This is a genomic window from Rhodomicrobium lacus (assembly GCF_003992725.1).
In the GTDB taxonomy this organism is placed as follows: Bacteria; Pseudomonadota; Alphaproteobacteria; order Rhizobiales; family Rhodomicrobiaceae; genus Rhodomicrobium; species Rhodomicrobium lacus.
This window is the reverse complement of record NZ_RZNF01000003.1, coordinates 271,624-292,950: the sequence shown is the minus strand read 5'-3', so window position 1 is coordinate 292,950 and position 21,327 is coordinate 271,624. Positions and strand designations below refer to the sequence as shown.

Annotated in this window: 13 protein-coding genes and 1 pseudogene; 1 reads left to right on the top strand and 13 read right to left on the bottom strand. The window is 63.3% G+C overall.

Annotation, left to right across the window (positions count from 1 at the left end; all coding sequences use genetic code 11):
* Nucleotides 1-95: 95 nt before the first annotated feature.
* The gene (locus EK416_RS06025; RefSeq protein ID WP_127076606.1) at nt 96-2,006 is read right to left on the bottom strand and encodes a S9 family peptidase; all 1,911 of its coding nucleotides are present in this window, start codon (nt 2,004-2,006) and stop codon (nt 96-98) included.
* Nucleotides 2,007-2,028: 22 nt separating this feature from the next.
* Between EK416_RS06025 and EK416_RS06020 the strand changes: the two genes are divergently transcribed.
* Nucleotides 2,029-4,092: a hypothetical protein gene (locus tag EK416_RS06020; RefSeq protein WP_127076605.1), complete on the top strand. Its 2,064-nt coding sequence runs from the start codon at nt 2,029-2,031 to the stop codon at nt 4,090-4,092.
* A 16-nt stretch (nt 4,093-4,108) separates the two neighbouring features.
* On the opposite strand, the pseudogene metH reads toward EK416_RS06020, so the two are convergent.
* From metH to EK416_RS05960, 12 genes and pseudogenes are all read right to left on the bottom strand, one after another.
* A pseudogene (gene metH, locus EK416_RS06015) lies at nt 4,109-6,769 on the bottom strand (methionine synthase); the annotation flags it as partial.
* 300 nt (nt 6,770-7,069) lie between these two features.
* Entirely contained in the window at nt 7,070-8,485 is a 1,416-nt protein-coding gene (locus tag EK416_RS06010; protein WP_127076603.1) for a dipeptidase, read from the bottom strand.
* 358 nt (nt 8,486-8,843) lie between these two features.
* Nucleotides 8,844-10,769, bottom strand: coding sequence for an ATP-dependent zinc metalloprotease FtsH (gene ftsH, locus EK416_RS06005; protein ID WP_127076602.1), 1,926 nt, complete (start codon nt 10,767-10,769; stop codon nt 8,844-8,846).
* A 104-nt stretch (nt 10,770-10,873) separates the two neighbouring features.
* On the bottom strand, nt 10,874-12,271 hold the full coding sequence (tilS, locus tag EK416_RS06000; protein ID WP_164729881.1) for a tRNA lysidine(34) synthetase TilS: 1,398 nt from the start codon (nt 12,269-12,271) through the stop codon (nt 10,874-10,876).
* A 202-nt stretch (nt 12,272-12,473) separates the two neighbouring features.
* Nucleotides 12,474-13,412: a tol-pal system protein YbgF gene (ybgF, locus tag EK416_RS05995; RefSeq protein ID WP_127076600.1), complete on the bottom strand. Its 939-nt coding sequence runs from the start codon at nt 13,410-13,412 to the stop codon at nt 12,474-12,476.
* 172 nt (nt 13,413-13,584) lie between these two features.
* Nucleotides 13,585-14,094: a peptidoglycan-associated lipoprotein Pal gene (gene pal, locus EK416_RS05990; protein ID WP_127076599.1), complete on the bottom strand. Its 510-nt coding sequence runs from the start codon at nt 14,092-14,094 to the stop codon at nt 13,585-13,587.
* Nucleotides 14,095-14,287: 193 nt separating this feature from the next.
* Nucleotides 14,288-15,595, bottom strand: coding sequence for a Tol-Pal system beta propeller repeat protein TolB (gene tolB / locus EK416_RS05985; protein WP_127076598.1), 1,308 nt, complete (start codon nt 15,593-15,595; stop codon nt 14,288-14,290).
* A 1-nt stretch (nt 15,596) separates the two neighbouring features.
* The gene (locus EK416_RS05980) at nt 15,597-16,643 is read right to left on the bottom strand and encodes a hypothetical protein (RefSeq protein ID WP_127076597.1); all 1,047 of its coding nucleotides are present in this window, start codon (nt 16,641-16,643) and stop codon (nt 15,597-15,599) included.
* A gap of 12 nt (nt 16,644-16,655) precedes the next feature.
* Nucleotides 16,656-17,117: a protein TolR gene (gene tolR, locus EK416_RS05975; RefSeq protein WP_127076596.1), complete on the bottom strand. Its 462-nt coding sequence runs from the start codon at nt 17,115-17,117 to the stop codon at nt 16,656-16,658.
* 24 nt (nt 17,118-17,141) lie between these two features.
* Complete coding sequence (gene tolQ / locus EK416_RS05970) at nt 17,142-17,822, bottom strand: protein TolQ (protein ID WP_127076595.1); 681 nt, start codon at nt 17,820-17,822, stop codon at nt 17,142-17,144.
* 168 nt (nt 17,823-17,990) lie between these two features.
* Nucleotides 17,991-19,550 (bottom strand): class I adenylate-forming enzyme family protein, encoded by a 1,560-nt coding sequence (locus EK416_RS05965; RefSeq protein WP_127076594.1) that lies wholly within the window; start codon nt 19,548-19,550, stop codon nt 17,991-17,993.
* Nucleotides 19,540-21,291: an extracellular solute-binding protein gene (locus EK416_RS05960; RefSeq protein WP_245433955.1), complete on the bottom strand. Its 1,752-nt coding sequence runs from the start codon at nt 21,289-21,291 to the stop codon at nt 19,540-19,542. The genes EK416_RS05965 and EK416_RS05960 overlap by 11 nt, the downstream gene beginning before the upstream one ends.
* Between the last annotated feature and the right edge of the window lie 36 nt (nt 21,292-21,327).

Sequence of the window (21,327 nt, the reverse complement as noted above, 5' to 3'; positions counted from 1 at the left end):
GGCGAAGCGCGTTCATCGCGTTCGTCTCTTGCAGATGCCGTCGACGATAAATGGTGATGGCCAGCGATTTGCGCCTGCCGAAACCGCGATTTCGCTCAGCTTGTCAGCAAGCTGCGATAGAAGGCCAGTTCAAGGTCAAGGCATTCGCGGATTGTCTCCGCACGCCGGAAGCCGTGCCCCTCGCCCTCGAATTCGTGATATGCGACGCGGACGCCCTTTGCCCGCAGAGCGTTGGCGATGGCGAGCGACTGCGCCTTCGGCACCACCTTGTCTTCCGTGCCCTGAAGCAGGATGAGCGGCGTCTTGATCGCGTCGGCATGCGTGAGCGCCGAGCGCGCGCGGTAGAGCTGCGGGTCGGCTTCCACCGTCGCACCGAGCAGCGTTTCGAGATATCCCTGCTCGAACTTGTGCGTCGTCTTCTGCAAGCCGATAAGGTCGGCCACGCCGTAGTAACTCGCCGCGCCGCGAAAGACGTTCGACGTTGCAATCGCCATCAGCGCCGTGAAGCCGCCCGCGCTGCCGCCCGTTACGAAGATCGCGCGAGGATCGGCCAGCCCGCTCGCCGCCGCGTATTCCGCCGCCGCCACCGTATCGGCGACGTCGGCCACGCCCCACGCGCCATTGAGCCGGTCGCGATAGGCGCGGCCATAGCCGACGCTTCCCGAATAGTCGAGATCCAGCCAGCCGAAGCCGCGCGAGGTGAAGAACAGCGTTCTGGCCTTAAGCCCGCGTGGCGCGGCGCTGGTCGGTCCACCGTGCAGGTTGACGATGAGCGGCGGGGCCGCGCCCTCGGGACCGCGCGCATCAGGGTTGGCAGGCGGGTAATAAAGGCCGTAGACGGGGCCGGAGGGGCTCGGAATTTCGAGGCGCTGCGGTGGGGCGATGAAGCCGGGGATGATCGCGAGCGCGGAACCGCGCCGGATAATGCGCGGTGCGCCGCCTCCTTCCGCCTCTACCGCGATGCAAAGCGCCTCGTCGTCAGCCATGCCGATCAGCGCCGTGAGACCGTCGTCGACAGATACGGCGTTCACAGCGGTAAAAGGCGAAGCGAGCGGTGTCAGTCCTCCCGTTTCCAGGTCGAACAGCGCCGCGCGCGTCTCGCCGTTGTCGACATACGACAGCCGCGCCTTGCCGTCGCCGGAAAGCGCAAAGCTCGCCTGATTGAACACCCACAGCGGCAAAGACAGATCTCCGTCGAGCCGCGTGATCTGCACCGGGGCGGCCGCCTCCATCCAGCGCCACAGATTGCCCGTGCCGTCAGCGTCCCAAACGAAGAGCAGCGCCTCGCCGGTCCATTCCGGCTGGAAGCAGGCCGTGCCGCCGCCGCCCGCTACCTTCACCACGCCGGATAGCGTGCCATCCGGGGCAAGATGCCCGACGAACAGTTCTGCCGCGTCCCACGGCATGTGGGGCAGGTTCCAGGCGAGATAAGCCAGAAGCGAGCCGTCGGGGCTTATGCGTGGGCTCGCGTAGAAGTCATGTCCTTCGACGAGGACGCGAGGCCCGCTTCCATCGAGCGGAATCGACCACAGCGCGTTGGCGGGTCCGACGCCGTCGTGCGTCCGGCTCGCGCGATGCGTTTCGCCCACCGCGACGAGGCGATTGCGGCCTGCGTCGAGCGTCATGTCGGCGAAGCGCGTGTCCGGCAGTTCGGTGAGGCGGCGCGGCGGCGCATCGGCCCCTGCCGCCGTCAGTCGAGCCGCGTAAAGATCCTGATCGGCGTCATTGACGAAATAGAGCGCGCCACCCGCCACGGTAAACTCGCCGCCGCCATATTCATGCACCCGCGACCGCGCCGACCATGGCGCGGGCAGAAGCTCGGTGATGCCGCCCGCCGGCGTCCAGCGCAGCACGGGCGAGCGCCCCCTCTCGGCGGGGCGGCTTTCGCTCCAGTAGACGGCGCCGCCGTGCGCTTCGACGCGCCCGAAACGAAGCGCGCCCGCCGCGACCGCCTCGGCGGATATCGGGGACGGCCAATGGCCGAAGGGGATTGCCTGTTGCGTCATGCCGCACCTCTGGGCTCGAAGCGTGGTTAACAAAACTACCTATATTCACCCCATAGGCATTTTGATTGCGGGATTGAGCATGAGTTTTTATGAAGAAGCTGATTTTACCCATGCTGAAGCAAAGCTACTCGAATGCGTGCGAATGGGAGAACATTGCGTCCTTGGCGAGACGAAGCCTGACGTATCCACTCCGGAAAACACGATACGCGCCTGTGTGCTCCTCAACGTCCTGCTAAACAAAGATCTCTTTGAAGGGAAGCTGGAAATCCGCGGTGCCTATATCGATGGTGCCGTTATCCTCGACGGCGTCACTAAACTTCGCCCGCTCCACCTTACGCATTGTTTTATCTCTGAGCGTTTGTCCTTCGGGGATGCCGAGACCCGCTCCATCGCCCTTGAAAATGTGACGGTCGCGAGCCTATGCGGCAACAGCGCACGGATCGATGGCGATCTCTTCATTAGAAGATGCAACATCGCCGAGAGCCTCGAACTCTTCGGCGCGGAAATCACCGGCACCCTGTCTTGTACGGGAACAAGACTTGGCCTGAATCGCGACGATACATCGGTGAACCTGATTACGGCTTCGATCGGCGGTAAACTTGAGTTCAACGGAGGCTTCAGTGCAAATGGCACGATATTTATCGACGATTCCATCATAGAGGGGATCTTCGATTGCTCGCGCGCTTTTCTTTCCGCCTCCAAGTCGAAGCACGTTAACCCGAGCGCTCCTTGGGAAGTACCTGTGCGAGCTTTGAGTGCCTATCGCGCGCGGATTAGCGGCACCTTGAATCTCAGGGAAACAGTCGCGCATGGCGAACTTTCCTTTACGGGCGCTGAGATCGGAGGCGACGTCGACTGCCGCGGCGGGACTTTTGAAACTCCCTCGGAAATCGACCCGATTACACTCCGCTTCACACGCATAAAAGTGGGTGGGAATGTCTACATCGGACGTGGATTGCGAAGCTCGGGCAAGGTCGAGTTCAATGGCGCGAGCATAAGTGGCAATGTGAACTGTGCCGGTGGGCAGTTTTCAGTTCCGTACGACCCAAAACCAAATATTCAAAAGTTGCTTGGTAACGTAACACGTGACGCGCTTTCATTCGTGAACGCACGCATCGGAGGTTGCTTGTTCCTCGCGCCAGCGAGCGAGGAAGCCAACGTCGCTTCAAGTGAAAGCTCCTATGATACGCCTGCTGTTATCTACGGTTCACTGGATCTCAAGGGCGCGAACATCCGCATTATAGCAGATAGTAGGGCGGCCTGGCCCAAACCAACCAACCGGAAGAATCTTCACAACGTCATCTACCTGGATGGCCTGGAGTACGAGCGCTTTGCTGGGAAGGACATCACTGCAAAAGACCGCATCAGATGGCTGAAATATCAGCCGACTGCTCATCTTGGGCGAGATTTTCGTCCGCAGCCTTTCGAGCAACTGATGACGGTGCTCCGGAACATGGGCCATCGCCTAGAGGCTGGCCGCGTTGGTATCGCGCGCGAGAGATATTTTTTCAAGCGCGCTCTCTCGCAATGGCGGGAAGCGCCTCATAGCATTCCTCTGGTGGCAATTCTCTACTTAATTAAAGGCTTTTTTATCGACCACGGATACAGACCGCGCAAAGTAGTTGGCCGGATGCTCCTCGTCGCAATAATATGCGCTTTCTACTATAATCATGCCGAGAAACAGGGCGTATTCGCACCAAGCGATTCGCAGGTTCTGCTCGACGAAACATTGCACAGCTGCCGTGTCATCTCGCCTGAAGGTAATATAACGCAAGTAAAGGCTCTAGTTAGCGACCAGAAAACCGCTCGCAGATGGACGGCATGCCTTGAAGAAAAACTGCCGGAACACCCACGCTTCGATCCCATGATCTATTCGCTAAAAATTCTTTTGCCTTTTCTCGATGTTTTCAAGGAAAAGAGCTGGGTTCCGATGTGGAAGGAAGTGGAGATAACAGTCCCCACATTCGGCAAAATTGTCCTTCCGGCAAGCACCACCCAGATCGTCGTGCTTTTTGAAACGGTATTCGGTGGTCTTGCGAGCGTCTTTGCGATCGCGGCATTGACAGGGCTTATCCGTACGGATTGATGACGGGCGAGGCCCCTCAAGCCGCCTCGCCCGTCAGCGTATTCCGCCCCGGCTCGTAATTAAGGATGGGCGCGAGCCAGCGCTCTGCCTCGGCGAGCGTCCATCCCTTGCGCCGCGCGTAGTCTTCCACCTGGTCGCGCTCGATCTTGCCGACGCCGAAGTAATAGCTGTCGGGATGCGAGAAATAGAGACCGGACACCGAAGCGGGCGGCGTCATGGCAAAGCTCTCGGTCAGCGCGATGCCCGTCGCACGCGTGGCGTCGAGGAGATCGAACAGCGTCGTCTTCTCGGTGTGGTCGGGTTGCGCGGGATAGCCGGGCGCGGGCCGGATGCCGCGATAGGTTTCGGCCAGAAGCTCATGGGGCGCGAGCGCCTCGTCGGCGGCATAGCCCCAGAACTCGCGGCGCACACGCGCGTGAAGATGCTCGGCGAAGGCTTCGGCCAGCCTGTCGGCGAGCGCCTTCACGAGAATGCGGGAATAGTCGTCATTCGCGCGCGAGAAGCGCTCCGCGATGACGTCCTCGCCGATGCCCGCCGTTACCGCGAAGCCGCCGATATAGTCGGCGATGTTGGTCGCCTCCGGCGCGACGAAGTCGGAGAGCGCGATGTTGGCGCGGCCGCTGTCGCGCGCGATCTGCTGGCGGAGCGTGCGGAAGTTGGCAATCGTCTCGGTACGGCTGTCGTCGGCATAGATGGCGATGTCGTCGTCTTCGAGCGCGTTCGCGGGCCAGAAGCCGTAAACCGCGTTCGCTCGGAACCAGCGTTCTTCCACGATCTGCGCCAGCATCGCCTGCGCGTCGCGCCAAAGCGATGACGCGGCTTCGCCATATTTGGCGTCAGTAAGGATGCCCGGATATGTGCCCTTCATCTCCCAGGCCGAGAAGAACGGCGTCCAGTCGATATAGGGCACGAGCGTCGCGAGGTCGTAGTTTTCAAGCGCGCGGGCTCCGATAAACGTCGGCTTCGGCGGCACATAGCCCTGCCAGCCCGGATCGAAGCGATTGGCGCGCGCCTGCTCCAAAGTGAGGCGCGATTTCGCCGCGCGGCCGCGCTCGTGGGCGAGCGCCACCTTGCTATAGGTCTCGCGAATATTCCCGATATAGGTTTCGCGCTCGCCGCCGAGCAGGCTCGACACGACGCCGACGGCGCGGCTCGCATCCGTGACATAGACCGCTTGTCCGCGCGCGTAGGTCGGCGCGATCTTCACGGCGGTATGCACCTGACTCGTCGTCGCCCCGCCGATCAGAAGCGGTACCTCGAAGCCCTGCCGCTCCATCTCGGAGGCAACGAACACCATCTCGTCGAGGCTCGGCGTGATGAGGCCGGAAAGGCCGATCACATCCGCCTTGTGCTCGCGCGCGGCGTCGAGGATCTGCTGTGGAGGCACCATCACGCCGAGGTCGATCACCTCGTAATTGTTGCACTGGAGAACGACGCCGACGATGTTCTTGCCGATGTCGTGCACGTCGCCCTTGACCGTCGCCATGACGATGCGGCCTGCGGCTTGCGCTTCTCCACCGCCCGCCGCCTTCTCTTCCTCCATGAAAGGCATGAGCCAGGCGACAGCCTTCTTCATCACGCGCGCCGATTTCACCACCTGCGGCAGGAACATCTTGCCCGCGCCGAAGAGATCGCCGACGGCGTTCATACCGTCCATCAGCGGGCCTTCGATGACGTTGATGGGGCGGCCGAGCAAGGCGCGGGCTTCTTCGGTGTCGGCGTCGATATAATCGGTGATGCCGTGGATGAGCGCATGCTTCAGCCGATCCGCCACGGGCCGCTCGCGCCACGAAAGGTCCGGCGCCGCCTTCTTCGAGCCACCGCCCTTGAAGCGGTCGGCCGCTTCAAGCAGCCGGTCCGTCGCATCGGGGCGGCGGTTCAGCACCACGTCTTCGGCCAGTTCGCGAAGCTCGGGGTTCAAGTCGTCATAGACGCCGAGTTGCCCCGCATTCACGATGCCCATGTCCATGCCCGCCTTGATGGCGTGATACAGGAACACCGTGTGCATCGCCTGCCGCACCGGCTCGTTGCCACGGAAGGAAAAAGACAGGTTTGAGACGCCGCCCGAAACGTGGCAGAGCGGCATTTCCTGCCGGATGCGCCGCGTCGCCTCAATGAAGTCGACGCCGTAATTGTTGTGGTCCTCGATGCCGGTTCCGACAGCGAACACGTTCGGGTCGAAGATGATGTCTTCAGACGCGAAACCGATCTTCGCGGTGAGCAAGTTGAACGCACGGCGGCAGATCGAAACCTTGCGCTCCTCGGTGTCGGCTTGTCCGACCTCGTCGAACGCCATCACCACGGCGGCCGCGCCGTAACGCATGATCTTCCTGGCATGGTCGAGGAACGCTTCCTCGCCCTCCTTCAGGCTGATCGAGTTGACGATGGCCTTTCCCTGTACGCATTTCAGCCCGGCCTCGATCACGGACCACTTCGACGAGTCGATCATCACCGGCACGCGGCTGATGTCGGGCTCCGACGCGATGAGATGAAGGAAGGTCGTCATCGCCTTCTCGCTGTCGAGAAGCCCCTCGTCCATGTTCACGTCGAGGACATTCGCGCCGCTTTCCACCTGCTCGCGCGCAACCGAAAGGGCCGCGTCGTAATCGCCGGCCTCGATGAGCTTGCGGAATTTGGCGGAGCCCGTGACGTTCGTCCGCTCGCCCACGATGATGAATTGCTGGCCTGTCCGGGTCATGTCTCGACTTTTCCTTTTCGCCTGCACGGCGAGCAAGGAACCTTGGTGAGGCCCGCGCCAAGTTTCAAGCGAAATCAGCGGATGTGCTCAGCGGCTTCCACGCGCTTCACACGGAAAGAAAGAGGTCCGGGTTGCGGGTACAACCGACCGCGCCGCCGGGGCGGTCTTTCGGGATTCGATCGCCCGGACTGCTTGGCCGGCGGAACCTGTAACGCCGCTCCATGCGGACATGGCGACGGCGTCTTTTTCTTGCGAGCGCGACGCGCGCCGCTTTCGGACTTACTTTTGCTGCTTCCCGATCTCCGCCGCGCGGCCGAGGATCGCGGCGTGACTGAGAATGCCGTTCTTCAGGCATTTTAGCTCGAATTTCTCGTTCGGGCTGTGAATGCGATCGTCCGACAGGCCGAAACCGACGAGGATCGAATCGAGGCCCAGCCCCTTTTGCAGGAGCCCCACCACCGGGATCGACCCGCCGCCGCCGACCATCGCTGCGGGCTTGCCGAAAACATCCTGAAGTCCGTCGCGGGCCGCCTGCATGTAGGGCCCCTCTGCCGGCACAAGGATGCCCTCCGACGCGCCGAACTGACGGACGGTCCATTTCGCATCGGGCGGGGTGCGGGCGTCGAGGAACGCCTTCAATCCGTCGACGATCTTCTGCGGGTTCTGGTTCGGCACGGTGCGGAAGCTGACCTTGGCGGAGGCGCGCGCGGCGATCACGGTTTTCGAGCCTTCGCCGATGTATCCGCCCCAGATGCCGTTGATGTCGGCGGTCGGGCGCGCCCAGATGCGTTCGAGAAGCGTGAAGCCAGCTTCGCCGATCGATTGCGTGAGGCCGATTTCGCCGAGGAAGCCCTTCTCGTCGAACGGGAGGGAGGCCCATTCGCGGCGCTCAGCCTCGGAAAGCTCCGCAACGCCGTCGTAGAAGCCTTCGATCTGCACGCGGCCGTTTGCGTCGTGAAGCTGGCCGAGCACTTCGGTCAGCGCGTTGATCGGGTTGACCACCGCGCCGCCATACAGCCCGGAATGCAGATCGTGCGACGGCCCCTGAAGCGTGATCTCGACATAAACATTCCCGCGCAGACGGTAGGTGATGGCGGGCGTGTCGATGTCCCACGCGTTGGTGTCGCTGATGAGCACGGCGTCGGCGCGGCGAAGCGTGTCGGCATGCGCGGCGAGGAAGGCGGGAAGCGACACGCTGCCGCTTTCCTCCTCGCCTTCGAGCAGCACCGTAACCTCCGCGGGAAGAGCGCCATGCACGGTCTTCCAGGCCCGCAGCGCTTCGAGGATGGTCACCACCTGTCCCTTGTCGTCCACCGCGCCGCGAGCGACCACGCGCTTGCCGTGCGGACCGTCGACGATGGCGGGCTCGAAGGGCGGCGATGTCCACTCTTCCAGCGGTTCGACGGGCTGCACGTCGTAATGGCCGTAATAAAGGAGATGTGGCGCGTCGGCGCTCGCGGCCGCGTGGTGCGCTACGAGGATCGGATGCCCGGGGGTATCGTGCAGCGTCGCCTCAAAGCCGAGCGCAAGGAACTCTGCGGCGAGCCACTCGCCCGCGCGTCTTACGTCCTTCGCGTAGGCCGGATCGGTCGAGATCGACGGGATGCGCAGGAAATCGACATAGCGCGCGACAGCGTTGTCGAAATCCGCTTCGGCGCGCGCGAGCACGGGTTGAACGTCGAATCTCTTTGGCATTTTTGCCTCTCTTTTCCGGTTCGTTGCGGCGTCCGCTTCTGTCGCCTGCGCGGAAGCCGAAACTTTCCAAGCGCTGATCTGCTTAAGGAAGTGCCGTTACCGCAGCGGTCACGGCATTTGCGGGCGCTACGGTCGGCAAAGCTATCGCCAGGCCGATCAGTCTTACCGCCTTAGCCATCTGACCGCGATTGCGGAAAACCGCCCATACCATCGAACCGCTTACCTGAACCATGAACCTTTACTTGAGCTTATAGCAGCAGGCGGCGCGCCAAAAGCAAAATGGCCGCCCGAAGGCGGCCATCTCAGCAGGTATTCACTTGATCTTCTTCGCGGCAACGATGGACCATCGCCGCTTTTATTACGTCGATGGCTGAGGCTCCATGCCGCCGAGATCGTCCTTGCGAGGCGCGCGCCCGCCAGTCGTCGGAACCGCCGAGCGACGTTTCGGCTGATCTTCTTTCATAGTGAACTCGCGAACGGGCGGCTTGCCATTGAGAAGATCGCGCACTTCCTGACCTGAAAGCGTCTCATATTCGAGCAGCCCTTTGGCCAGCGTGTGCAGGTCTTCGAGGTGCTCGGTCAGAATGGTGCGCGCACGCTGCTCGCCTTCGTCGATAAGGCGGCGGATCTCGGAATCGATAAGCTGCGCCGTCTCCTGCGACATGTTTTGCGAGCGTGCCACGGAATGTCCGAGGAACACTTCTTCCTGATTGTCCCGATAGCGGATGCGGCCCAGCTTGTCGCTCATGCCGTATTCCGTCACCATCGCACGCGCCATGTTGGTGGCCTGCTTGATGTCGTTCGTCGCGCCCGTCGTCACGTTCTCCGGACCGAAGATCAGTTCCTCCGCGATGCGTCCGCCGAAGACCATCGCAAGATAGGCATCCATCTCGTGCTTCTTCATGCTGTAGCGGTCGCGTTCCGGCAGGTTGAACGTCACGCCCAGCGCGCGGCCACGCGGAATGATCGTAACCTTGTGGAGCGGATCGTTGCCGGCGGCAAAGATCGACACAAGCGCATGACCCGCTTCGTGATAGGCGGTAAGGCGCTTTTCATCCTCGGTCATGGCCATGGAGCGGCGCTCGGCGCCCATCATCACGCGATCCTTGGCGTCCTCGAACTCGTGCTGGGTGACGACGCGCTTGGAACGGCGCGCAGCGAGCAGCGCTGCTTCGTTGACGAGGTTGGCCAGGTCCGCGCCCGAAAAGCCCGGCGTTCCGCGCGCAATGACCTTGAGGTCGACGTCGGGAGCCAACGGAACCTTGCGCACATGGACCTTCAGAACTTTCTCGCGTCCGACGATATCGGGCGCAGCCACGACGACCTGACGGTCGAAACGGCCCGGACGCAGCAACGCGGGGTCGAGCACATCCGGTCGGTTCGTGGCTGCCACGAGAATGATGCCCTCGTTCGCCTCGAACCCGTCCATCTCCACCAGAAGCTGGTTCAGCGTCTGCTCGCGTTCGTCGTTTCCACCACCGAGGCCCGCGCCGCGATGGCGGCCGACCGCGTCGATTTCGTCGATGAAGATGATGCAAGGCGCGTTCTTCTTTGCCTGGTCGAACATGTCGCGCACGCGGCTCGCGCCGACGCCGACGAACATTTCAACAAAGTCCGAGCCCGAAATCGTGAAGAAGGGCACGTTCGCCTCGCCGGCGATAGCGCGCGCGAGCAGCGTCTTGCCGGTGCCGGGAGGGCCAACGAGCAGCGCGCCACGCGGGATGCGGCCGCCGAGCCTCTGGAATTTCTGCGGATCGCGAAGGAACTCCACGATCTCTTCAAGCTCTTCCTTCGCCTCGTCGACACCCGCCACGTCGTCGAAGGTCACGCGCCCCTGCTTCTCCGTGAGAAGCTTCGCCTTGGATTTTCCGAACCCAAGCGCGCGGCCCCCGCCCGATTGCATCTGGCGCATGAAGAAGACCCACACCGCAATAAGAAGCAGCATCGGGAACCAGTTCAAAAGCACACCGAGAAGCGACGGCACGTCTTCCGTTGCGGGCTTCACGTTGATCGCCACGCCCTTCGAGTAGAGACGGTCGACGAGTTGAGGATCGTTCGGAGCGATCGTGACAAAGGTCTGGCCGCTGTTTAGCGTACCGGCAATCTGGTTGCCGGCCAGCGTTACGGACCGCACGTTCTTGTTCTCGACGTCGTTCAGGAACTGGGAATAGTTCATCTCATTCGCGCGAGTACTGCGCGGATTGTTCTGAACCAGATTGAAAAGCGCCACGAGAAGCAGCGCGATAATGACCCAGATCGCCAGATTGCGGAAATTCGAGTTCATGGAGGCGTTGGTTTCCTCTGGTGCCGCCTGCGCGGCGTGAAGGCGCGACTTGATGACTGGCCTCAGTCTTCAAGCCACAAAGCGAGGCGGAGCGGCCAAGCCTTTCAAAGATAGGGTATGGGTGTGTCTTTGCCAAGCGCACTTGAGGTCGTGTTTGGCAAGCGGGTTAAAAACCGTGCAAGGGAGGGCGAAAGCGTGGCGGTGACAGATGGAATGAACGATGGATGATCTTTTCGCTGGAGGACGAGAGCGGCGACGAGCTTTCCGCCGCGCCAGAGTGCGGGCGTGGAAAGAGCTGCGAGCCGGTTTGCTTCGGCGGACAGGCCGGAGCTCTTGCATTCCCTGCGCCACAGCATCCAGCCGGTCTCTCCGAGGGGACGGATTTGCCCATCGCAGGCTTCAGCGGTCGAAGCCGAAAGCAGAAAACGCCCGTCCCATACAGAAGCGATGCGGGGTTCGAGAAGAAGAGGTTCCGGCTTCATGCGCCCAGGCTCGCGGTAGAAAGAGAGGCGTCCCGCGCGGGCAATCAGAAGCGCTCCCCCAAGCGTCGCCTCGCTTTGCCCGGACCGCAAACTTTCGAGAAGACGTTCGAGGCGCATCATGCGCGGCGGCTCGGACCGCCCGCCCAGCAGCCCAAACACGCGGGACAGCACGCGCAGCGCGATATCGTCGGGCAACGCGTCGAAGGCTTCGCGGTCGATCTCGCCATGTGCAAGCGGTGACACTCTCAGAAACCCGTCGAGGAAGCGCTCCGCGGCCTCGTCGAGCGCTGCGCGGGCGCGTCCGAGGCGGGTGGCACTGAGCGCGAGAGCGGCTTTCGATACCCCGGCATTCGCCAGCGCCTTCATGGCGATGCGAAGTCGTACGCGCTCGAAGGCGGTATTCTCATTGCTGGGATCGCGGACGAACGGCACGCCCGCCGCGCGAAGATACGCGGTAAGCCGCGTCTTCGAAAATCCGAGAAGCGGGCGAGCGAGACGCACCCCTTCCCGTGCCGATACGACGGCGATGGCGGCTAACCCGTCGACACCGCTGCCGCGCGCGAGCCGCATGATGAGCGTCTCCGCCTGATCGTCTCGGGTGTGTGCGGTGAGGAGGCTGGCTCCGCTGGCCCGCGCCTGTGCCGTGAGCAGGGCGTATCGGGCGCGCCGCGCTTCCGCCTGAAGACCGGCGGATGGCTTCTCGCCGCTCCAGACGAGCGTGACATGGTCGAAGCCGAGCGCCCGGGCGTGAGTCCTGACGAACGCCGTTTCTTCCGCGCTTTCGGGACGCAGCCCATGGTCGACAGTCGCGACGGTGATGGTGGCGGGGCTCCGGTTCGCAAGGGTCGCCCAGCGGCGCGCGAGATGCATAAGCGCCGTGCTGTCGGGACCGCCGGAAACCGCAAGAACGAGTGCGGGCGATGCCTTGACGCAGGCGAAGGCCTTCAGGATTTCGCTATCGCTTATAATCGTCGGCACCTTGTCCTGCGTCGTTTCCTGATCGCGCCGTCCGCCTGTCATTGCATGCAACAGGGTGCATGAGGTGCCGGACCGGGCAACGGCACGGGACCATTTAATCCCGTCGTCGAGCCGTGGCCAACTGAAGATGCGCGGCACGGGCGCGCATTCCATTAATAAACGGATTGAATTGAATTATATGCACAAATCAAGAGATGCCAAACACTTGGGGTTGCGCATCGAAGACAAATCGGCGATGGCCCGCCTAGCTGCATTCGGCTCGCTTCTTCTCGACTTCCGCGCGTTGCAGCACGGCTTTCGGGCCCTGCGGATAACGCCGCTGCAATTCGGCGAAGGAGTCGCACGCGGCGGCTTTCTCTCCAAGCCTGCGAAGCGAAATAGCCAGCTTGAGGAGCGCTTCCGGCGCCCGCTCGGTATTGGGATAGGACGTGAATGTTTTCAGAAAGCGGTCGGCCGCCGTCCGGTATTCGCCGCTGACGAACGCGGTTTCGCCCAGCCAGTAATAGGCCGGTCCGGCAACCGGATCGTTCGGATACTGATCGACCACCTGCTGGAAGTAGGTCTCGGCCGCCGAATATTCCCGCCGGTTGAGGGCGCCGGTGCCCTGATCGAACAACGCCCGCGCACCGCCAGAAGCGGGCAGCGCGGCGGGGGTGGCGTCCGTCCCCGTGCGTGGCGCGACAGGGGAGGCCGCCTGTCCCGCATTGGCGGTCTGGCGTCGCGGAAAGGCATCGGCCGGTTGCGAAGGCTGCGACGCGCCATATCGATCGGGCGCGGCGGTCGGTTCGCCGAGGGGCTTCAACGGTTCCTTCGCTTCGAAACCTGCGGCCGGCGTGAAGGTATTGAAAGCTGCCTCGCCCTTTGGCTGGGCCGGGTCTGTGCCCGGCGAAGCCGACGCAAGCCGCGCTTCGAGACGCTGGACGCGCTGCGCAAGATCCGCGATCTGAGCGGAAAGGCGGTTCAGATCGGCTGCGGTTGCCCCGCCGCCAGCCGTCGAACCATATCCGCCGCCCCCGCTTTTCGCGAGCGACTCGACAGCCGTGACGACGCTTTGCAGGTTGCTGATCTGTTCCTCAAGCCGGTCGACGCGCTGCGCCGTGTTATCGTTCGCTTGCGCATCGGCGGTTGCGAAGGATGCGGCTAAGGCAAGAGAGAGAACGGATGCAGCAACAATGCGTCTCATGATGGCGCTCTCGCTGGTTCGCGGCAGGCGATTTGCAGTCTTCTCTGACGGTGCGCGGGCGGGCTGTCAACCGCTTTGAGTTAAGCATTTTTTAATGAATTGAGCGCCTTGCAGCCAGCGCGGAGCGCAAAAAGGCGCTCCGAGCGCCTTTTCGAGAGGATTTGAGGCGGCGTCAATAGGACGCCACCGAGCCGCCCCCTTCGAGCACCGTGACCGTGCGCCTGTTCTGAGACCAGCACGAGATGTCATCGCAAACGGCGACCGGCCGCTCCTTGCCATAGGAAATGGTGCGGATGCGCTGAGGGCTGATGCCTTGGGCAACAAGGAAGTTCTTCGTCGTCTCGGCGCGGCGGGCGCCGAGTGCTATGTTATATTCGCGGGTGCCGCGCTCATCGGCATGCCCTTCGATGGTGATCGGGTAATTTGTGTACTGCCGGAGCCAAACGGCCTGAGCGTTCAGGATCTGCTGGCCTTCCGGCGTGAGTTCCGAGCTGTCGGTGAGATAGCGCACCGTGTCACCGATCTTGCCATTGAACTCCTGCTTGCTGCCCGGCGGATAATTTCCGCCACCAGCGCCGAGCCCGAGCCCCGCACCGGGAGCGTTCTTGTCGCAGCCGGATAGAGAGACTGCGGCAGCGATCATGAAAAGGACGGCAAACAGGGAACCGAGACGCGGTCGCATTTAGACTTTCCTCCAATCGCGGCACAACTTGAGCGCGAGTTTGCCCGCGAAATCGTAACGGAATGCTTACCAAACAAACCGTTTCTCGGGCCGTTTTGTGGCCTGCAACAAAATTCGATACAAAATGCAGGAAATTCTCAGCGTGCCGTTATCCGGCCAGGGCAGACTCGAGCATGATCGTTTAAGCTGGCCTTCATTTCAAAAGCGCGGACCATGCCGGATCGGATGCAAAGGACGGCGTCTGCACCTGCCGTTCATTATACCCGGTCAGATCGATGCTGTAGAGCTTCGCGCCCCCGTTCGCCCCGCCGCTTTCGCGGAAGAACAGGATAACGCGGCCGTTTGGCGACCATGTCGGCCCCTCATTATGGTATCCCTCCGTCAGGAGGCGCTCGCCGGAACCGTCAGGACGCACGACGCCGATGGCGAAGCCGCCGGGCACGCGCTTCGTGAACGCGATCAGATCCCCGCGTGGCGACCAGACCGGCGTCGAGTAGCTTCCCTCACCGAACGAGAGGCGCCGCTGACCCGAGCCATCCGCGTTCATCACGTAAAGCTGCTGCTTCCCGTCACGGTCGGACTCGAACACGATCTGGCGGCCGTCCGGCGAGTAGCAGGGGGCGGTGTCTATGGCGGAGCTTTGGGTCAACCGCGCGAGGCGGCGCGAGCGCAAATCCATTTCGAAGATCGCGGAATTGCTGCCTTCCTGAAGGCTCATGACGAGGCGGTCGCCCTGCGGCGAGAAGCGCGGGGCGAACGACATGTTCGGAAAATCGCCCAGCACCTCCTCCTGCCCGGTCATGATGTTGCGCAGCATGACGCGCGGCTCGCCGTTGCGATAGGCGGTGTAGGTGATCTCCTGGGAAAGCGGATGGAAACGCGGCGTCAGCACCAGTTCGCGGCCCTGCGTCAGAAGACGGAGGTTCGCGCCGTCCTGATCCATGATCGCGAGGCGCTTCACCCGCTGGTTCTTGGGGCCGGATTCGTCCACGAAGACGACGCGGCTGTCGAAATAGCCGCGCTCGCCCGTGAGGCGTTCGTAAACCGCGTCGGCAATGATATGCGCGAGGCGGCGCGAGGTGTTGCGGGGAATGAAGAACTGTTCGCCCGCGATGTGGCGGCCCGTTACCACGTCCCAGAGCCGGTATTCGCCCCTGAGACGCCCGTCGCCGGTATCGGTGACGCGGCCCACGACCAGCGCCTGGATGTTGAGAACTTTCCAGTCCTGAAAGCGCGGGGGTGTATCGACATTCGCGCCCCGCTCGATGAAGGCGGAGTTCGGGACGGGACGGAACAGGCCGGAGCGCTGGAGGTCGGCGGTCACGACCTGCGCGGTCTCCGCCGCGATCGGGTCGCCCGTGAAGTCGGCCACAGCGATCGGGATGGCGCGTACCTGCCCACGGCGGATCTCGACCTCCACCTGCGCGGAGGCGAATGAGGGCGCCAGCGTGGCAGCCGCAAGGAAGGCTGCGAGAAATGTCGTCAATCTGCGGGAAATCATATCAGCCGCCATACATGTCGCGGGGATTGAAACGAAGAACCATGTCGCGGCAGCGCTCATACTGCGCGGGCGGGATGGAGTACGGGGCGCCGCGCATGGCCGCGCGAATGGCGGCGTCGGCCATGGCCTGTCCGGTGGGCGATGTCGGCGCGTCCATGACCATGGGAGGCCGGATCAGGGTGCCGTCGCGGTTCAGCTCGATGTGGAGGCGCACGAGGCCCATTTCTCCCTGCGCCGCGCCGAGCGGCAGATCCCAATTCTGTTCGATACGGCTTTGCACGAGGTCGGCGCAACTGCCCGCATTCATCGAGCCCTGCGCCTGCGGCACGCCCATCGCCTGATCCTGAAGCGAACTTGCTGGACGCCACGGCTTGCCCGGCTCGAAATTTCCCGATGGAGCGCCGGCGTTCGGATCGCGGTTGAGGACGGCCGTCTGCCGGTCGGAATATGTCTTCGCTGGCTGCGTGTCCATGGTCGAGCGCGAGGTTTGCTGGCGCGGCTCCGCCGGCTGATCCTTCTTGATCAGGGAAGCGATATGATTCGGGTCGAAACTGCGTTCGGGCTGCTTCTCGGCGGCAGGCTTCGGTCGATCCTCGTTCTTTGCCGCAACCTCGGCCTTGGGCTTCGGCGGCGGTTCCTTCTTGACCACCGGCTTCGGCTTCTCGACGGGCTTCTCAGGCGCGGGAGCGGGCTGCGCCTTCGCCTGTTCCACGGGTTTAGGTTGAGGCGCGGGCGTCGGCTCCGCCTTCGGAGGCGGCGGCGCGAGCGCTTCCTTTTCTGTCGGCTTTTGCGATGGCTTCTGTTCGACTTCCTTTTTCGCGGTCGCGGGCGTGTCGGGCGCCTTCAGTTCGGCGGGCGGCGCGGGCGTTTGCGCCTTCGCTTCGACCTTGCCCTGCTGGCGTTCGCTGAAATCCTTCGGCGACATGATTTCAACCGAGACCGGCGGTGGCGGAGGCACATCCTTGTCCCCGCTGCTGGCGAAGTTGAAGATCACCAGCCCGAAGACCAAAAGATGCAAGATAACGGAGCCGATAAGGCCGTACCGCACGATGTCCTCTCGTCAGCGTTTGTCGTCGAGTTCCGTCACGAGCGAGAGCTTCTTGTAGCCCGCCGCCGCGATTCGTCCCATGACGCGCATCAACTCGCCGTAGTTCGTGGTCTTGTCGCCACGCACGTAGATCGCCTCGTCCATGCCTTTGCGCGCTTCCGTAATGGCCTGAAGCTTGGCCTGCAACCCGTCGAACGGAATTTCCGTCTCCTGAATGAAGATACGGCCCTGCGGATCGACGGTGAGCGTCAACGGCTCGGCATCGCTCTGAAGCGCAGCGCCCTCGCTCTTCGGCAGGTCCACCGGCACGCCGGCCGTCAGAAGCGGCGCGGCAACCATGAAGATGATCAGGAGCACGAGCATCACGTCGACGAAGGGCGTCACGTTGATCTCGGCCATGGGACGATGCTTCCGCCCCCGGCGCCGCCGCGCCCCGGACGGACCGCCCGCTCCCGCCTGCAATGACATACCCATGACTGGTCCCTCGTCGCCGCGCGCTTACGTTTTCAGATCAAGCTGACGCGAGACTATCGCGGAAAATTCGTCGGCGAAGCCTTCGAGCCGCTGAGCGAGCCGCGACGCCGATTGCTGGAACGCGTTGTAGAAAATCACGGCCGGAATGGCGGCGAGAAGGCCGAGCGCGGTCGCGAACAGCGCTTCCGCGATACCCGGCGCGACCACGGCCAGATTCGTGTTCTTGCTGGCCGCGATGCCCTGAAACGCCGTCATGATGCCCCAGACGGTTCCGAACAGCCCGATGAAGGGCGCCACCGCGCCGACGGTCGCGAGGAAGAGAAGTCGCGCTTCGAGCCGCTCCATCTCGCGCGTTATCGTCACCTCCATGACGCGCTCGATGCGCATCTGGACGCCCGGCAGCGGCTTCGCCGTGCCGTCGATGGAGCGGCGCCACTCGCGCATCGCCGCCTGGAACAGCGCCGCCATGGCGCTCGTCGGCTTCTGCGGCATGGCGAGGTAAAGCTCGTCGAGCGACTGGCCGGACCAGAACACGCGTTCGAATTCTTCGGTCTGTTTTTTCGCGCGGCGGAAGGCGATGGTCTTCTCGATCACGATGGACCAGCACCAGATCGACGCGAGAATGAGCCCGATCATGACGAATTTCACGACGGGGTGGGCCTGAAGGAACAGACCGAGGAATGAGAAATCGCTTGCTGGCGTCATATCCGATTGAATTCTATGGCCGCGTTCAAGGCAGACGTGGAGGCTTCAATCTCACGCTGCAACCTTGCTTGTGGGGTTTATCGAAGGGATTACCCCGAAGATTGTCCAAAGTGAGGATTCCTCGCCACAAAGCTGGTGACAGTTTTTTCGAACTGTCACGGCGCTAAATCAGCCGGTAGCGGAGCGGATGGCGGGCGTCTTGAGGTCCGAGCGCTTCAGCTTGCCGTTCGCGGTTTTCGGAAGACGCTCGACGAACACGTAATGGCGGGGCCGCTTGTAGGCGGCGAGGCTGCCTTCCGCGCGGGCGGCGAGGTCGGCGGAAAGATCCGCGCCGCCTTCGCGCGTGACGACGAACGCGGTGATCGCGGTTCCGCCGTGCTGTTGCGGCACGTCGATGACGCCGACCTCGGCCACCAGCGGATGCTCGCGAAGGACCGCCTCAACCTCCACAGGGGAGACGCGATAGCCGCCCGCGTTCATGAGATCCGACGCGCGGCCGAGATGAGCGATAGCGCCGTCAGCGTCCATCCTGCCGAGATCGCCGCCCGTGAACCAATCGCCGCGAAACATCGCGCGCTCTTCGTCCGGGCGCCGCCAATAACCGAGCATCAGGCCGGGGTCTGTCCGATGCACCGCGATGAGACCGGAAGCGCCCGGCGGCAACGGTGTCTCGCCGCCGTCTTCCGGCAGGATCGCCACGCAGCGGCCCGGCTGCGCGCGCCCCACCGTGCCCGCCTTTCGGGGAAAATCCGGCGCGTTTGAAAGATAGGTCGAAAGCTCGGTCTGGCCGAACCCTTCGTAAAGCCTTGTGCCGGTGCACGCGCGCCAGTCCGCTTCGAGCGCGTCGGGGAGCGTATCGCCCGCCGTGAGGCCATGACGCAGCCGCGCGATATCGAGACGACCGCCGTTCACATGCTTCAGGATCTGGTGATAGAGCCCCGGCACGCCTGCGAAGATGGTCGCGTCGAAAGCGCGGATCAGCCCGAGCCATATCGACGGGTGCCGTTCGCCCGTATAAAGCAGCGCTGTCGCCCCGTTCGCCAGGGGATCGGAAAGGCCCGTACCGATGGCGTAGGTCCAGTTGATGACGCCGGAATGCAGAAGTCTGTCCGCCGCCGTGATGCCGTACCAGCCGCGATACATCGGGCGACGGCCCCAAACGCTTCGATGTGCGTGCAGCACGCCCTTCGGATTCGCGGTCGTGCCCGACGTGTAGATCAGAAAGGCCGGATCGTTGGCGGCGGTGTCAGCGAAGGCGCCTTCCGGACCGCCTTCGATGGCAGTGATGAGTGCGGCTTCCGTCACCACCGCGAGCTCGATGGCGAAATTTCCGTGAGGAAGCGTGTCGTCAAGGACGATGGCCGCCGCTTCGCTGTCGTCGAGCAGGAAGGCAACTTCGCGCGCGGTGAGGTCGGGAGAAGCCGGGATCGGCACAAGCCCGCCCGCAATGGCCCCGAAGAAGGCCAGCGCATAGGCCGTGCGGTTCCTGAGCCGGATCAGCACGCGGCTGCCCTGCGCAAGACCCAGCTTCGCCCGAAGCTCGAACGCCACGCGACGCGCAGCGCTTTCGAGCGCGTGATAAGTCCACGTCTCGGCCTCGCGCCCCGCCGGATCGTGGATCACCACGAGCGCGGTCTTGTCTCGCGCCGCGGCGCCCGCGCGGAGCACATACCGCGCCATGTTGAGGTCGCGCGGCGGAAGTTCTCCGCGATAGCCGCTAGTGTTCACCTTCCGCTGTCCCCGCGCCCTTTGCCGCGCTTTTCGACGGCTCGGCCCACCACGTTTCGAGCCGCGCACCATAAAGCGTAGAAACCGGCGGCTGACGCAACTGCGCCCAGGCCGCGATCCACTGTTTCGGCGCGTAGTAAAGCGGGATGGCGTAACGTCCCGAAAGCAGCACGCGGTCGAGCGCTCGCACGGCGGCTACGAACTCAGCGCGGGTCTTCGCCGAAAGCATGGCCGCGATCATCGCATCGGCCCCTTTGCTCTCAACGCCTGCGTAGTTGAAGCTGCCGTCCTGCTTCGCCGACGCGCTCGACCAGCGGAAGCTCTGCTCATTGCCGGGCGACAGTGACGAGGCCCACGTCGTTTGCATCAGGTCGAAATCGAAGGACGTGGCGCGCCGCTGGAACTGCGCCGAGTCGATCATGCGGACGCGGCCCTCCACGCCGATCTGCGCGAGCGCGTGCGCATAGGCGAGAAGCAGCCGCTCCTGCTCGCGGCTGACGCAGATCATCTCGAAGGAAAGCGGCGCACCCGTCGCCTTCGACACCATGCGTCCGTCGCGCAGCTCGTAGCCAGCCTCGTCCAAAAGCTGGATGGCGCGCTTGCGGCCCTCGCGATTCGTGCCGGAGGCGTCGGTCTGGGGCTGGCTGAACGTGCCGTCGAGTATTCCCGGTGCGAGTTCGGCTGCGTAAGGCGCGAGCAGCGCGCTCTCCGCCTCCGTCGCGGCGCGGCCGTGCGAGGAAAGCTCCGAGCGGTCGAAGAAGCTTTCGGTGCGCGCGTACAGGCCGCGATACAGCATCTTGTTCAGCCATTCGAAGTCGAACACTTCGGTCAGCGCCTCGCGGACGCGGCGATCCGCGAACACCTCGCGGCGCGTGTTGAACGCGAGCGCCGACATCGGCGCGGGCACGCCGAGATCGAAGGCGAGTTTCTTCACAAGCCCGTTCTCCACGGCGGGGAAGTCGAACGAATCCGCCCAGCGCACCGCGTCGATTGGATCGCTGTCGCCCAGCACGTCGAACAGCCCCTTGCGGAACGCCTCCATCATGGTGGTGCGGTCCCGGTAATAGTCGATGCGGATGCGCTCGAAATTATACTGCCCGCGATTGACTGGAAGGTCGCGGCCCCACCAGCCGGGGTTTTTGCGGTAGGTGATGCTCGCGCCCGGCTCGATGTCTTCGACGACATAAGGTCCGCTCGCAACCGGCTTGTCGAAGCTGGTCTTCTCGAAGCTTTCGGGCGTCAGCGCATGGCTCGGAAGCACAGGCATCAGGCCCATGATGAGCGGCATCTCGCGGTCCGCGCCGTCAAAGGTGAACTTCACGCCGCGTTCGCCGACTTTCTCGGCTTTGACCACCTTCGAATAGTAGCCGCGATGATTGGGACGCCCCTTTTCCTTCAGCAGCTTCCATGAGAACAGCACGTCGTCGGGCGTAATTGGCTTGCCATCGGCGAAACGCGCCTCCGGGCGCAACTGGAACGTAACGGAACTGCGGTCTTCGGGCGTGTCCACGCTTTCAGCGATCAGACCATAGAGCGAGAACGGCTCGTCATAGGTTCGCGCGAGCAGCGTCTCATAGACGTATTCGCGCGCGCCCGCGACCGGCGCCCCCTTGATGATGAACGGGTTCACGCTGTCGAAGGAGCCGAGCACCGCGAGCCGGAGCGTTCCGCCTTTCGGAGCGGCGGGGTTCACATAGCCGAGGTTTGCGAAGCCATCCGCATATTTCGGCTGGTCGTGCATGGCGATGCCGCCGCGCGGTTCGGCGGCGGCAGAAGC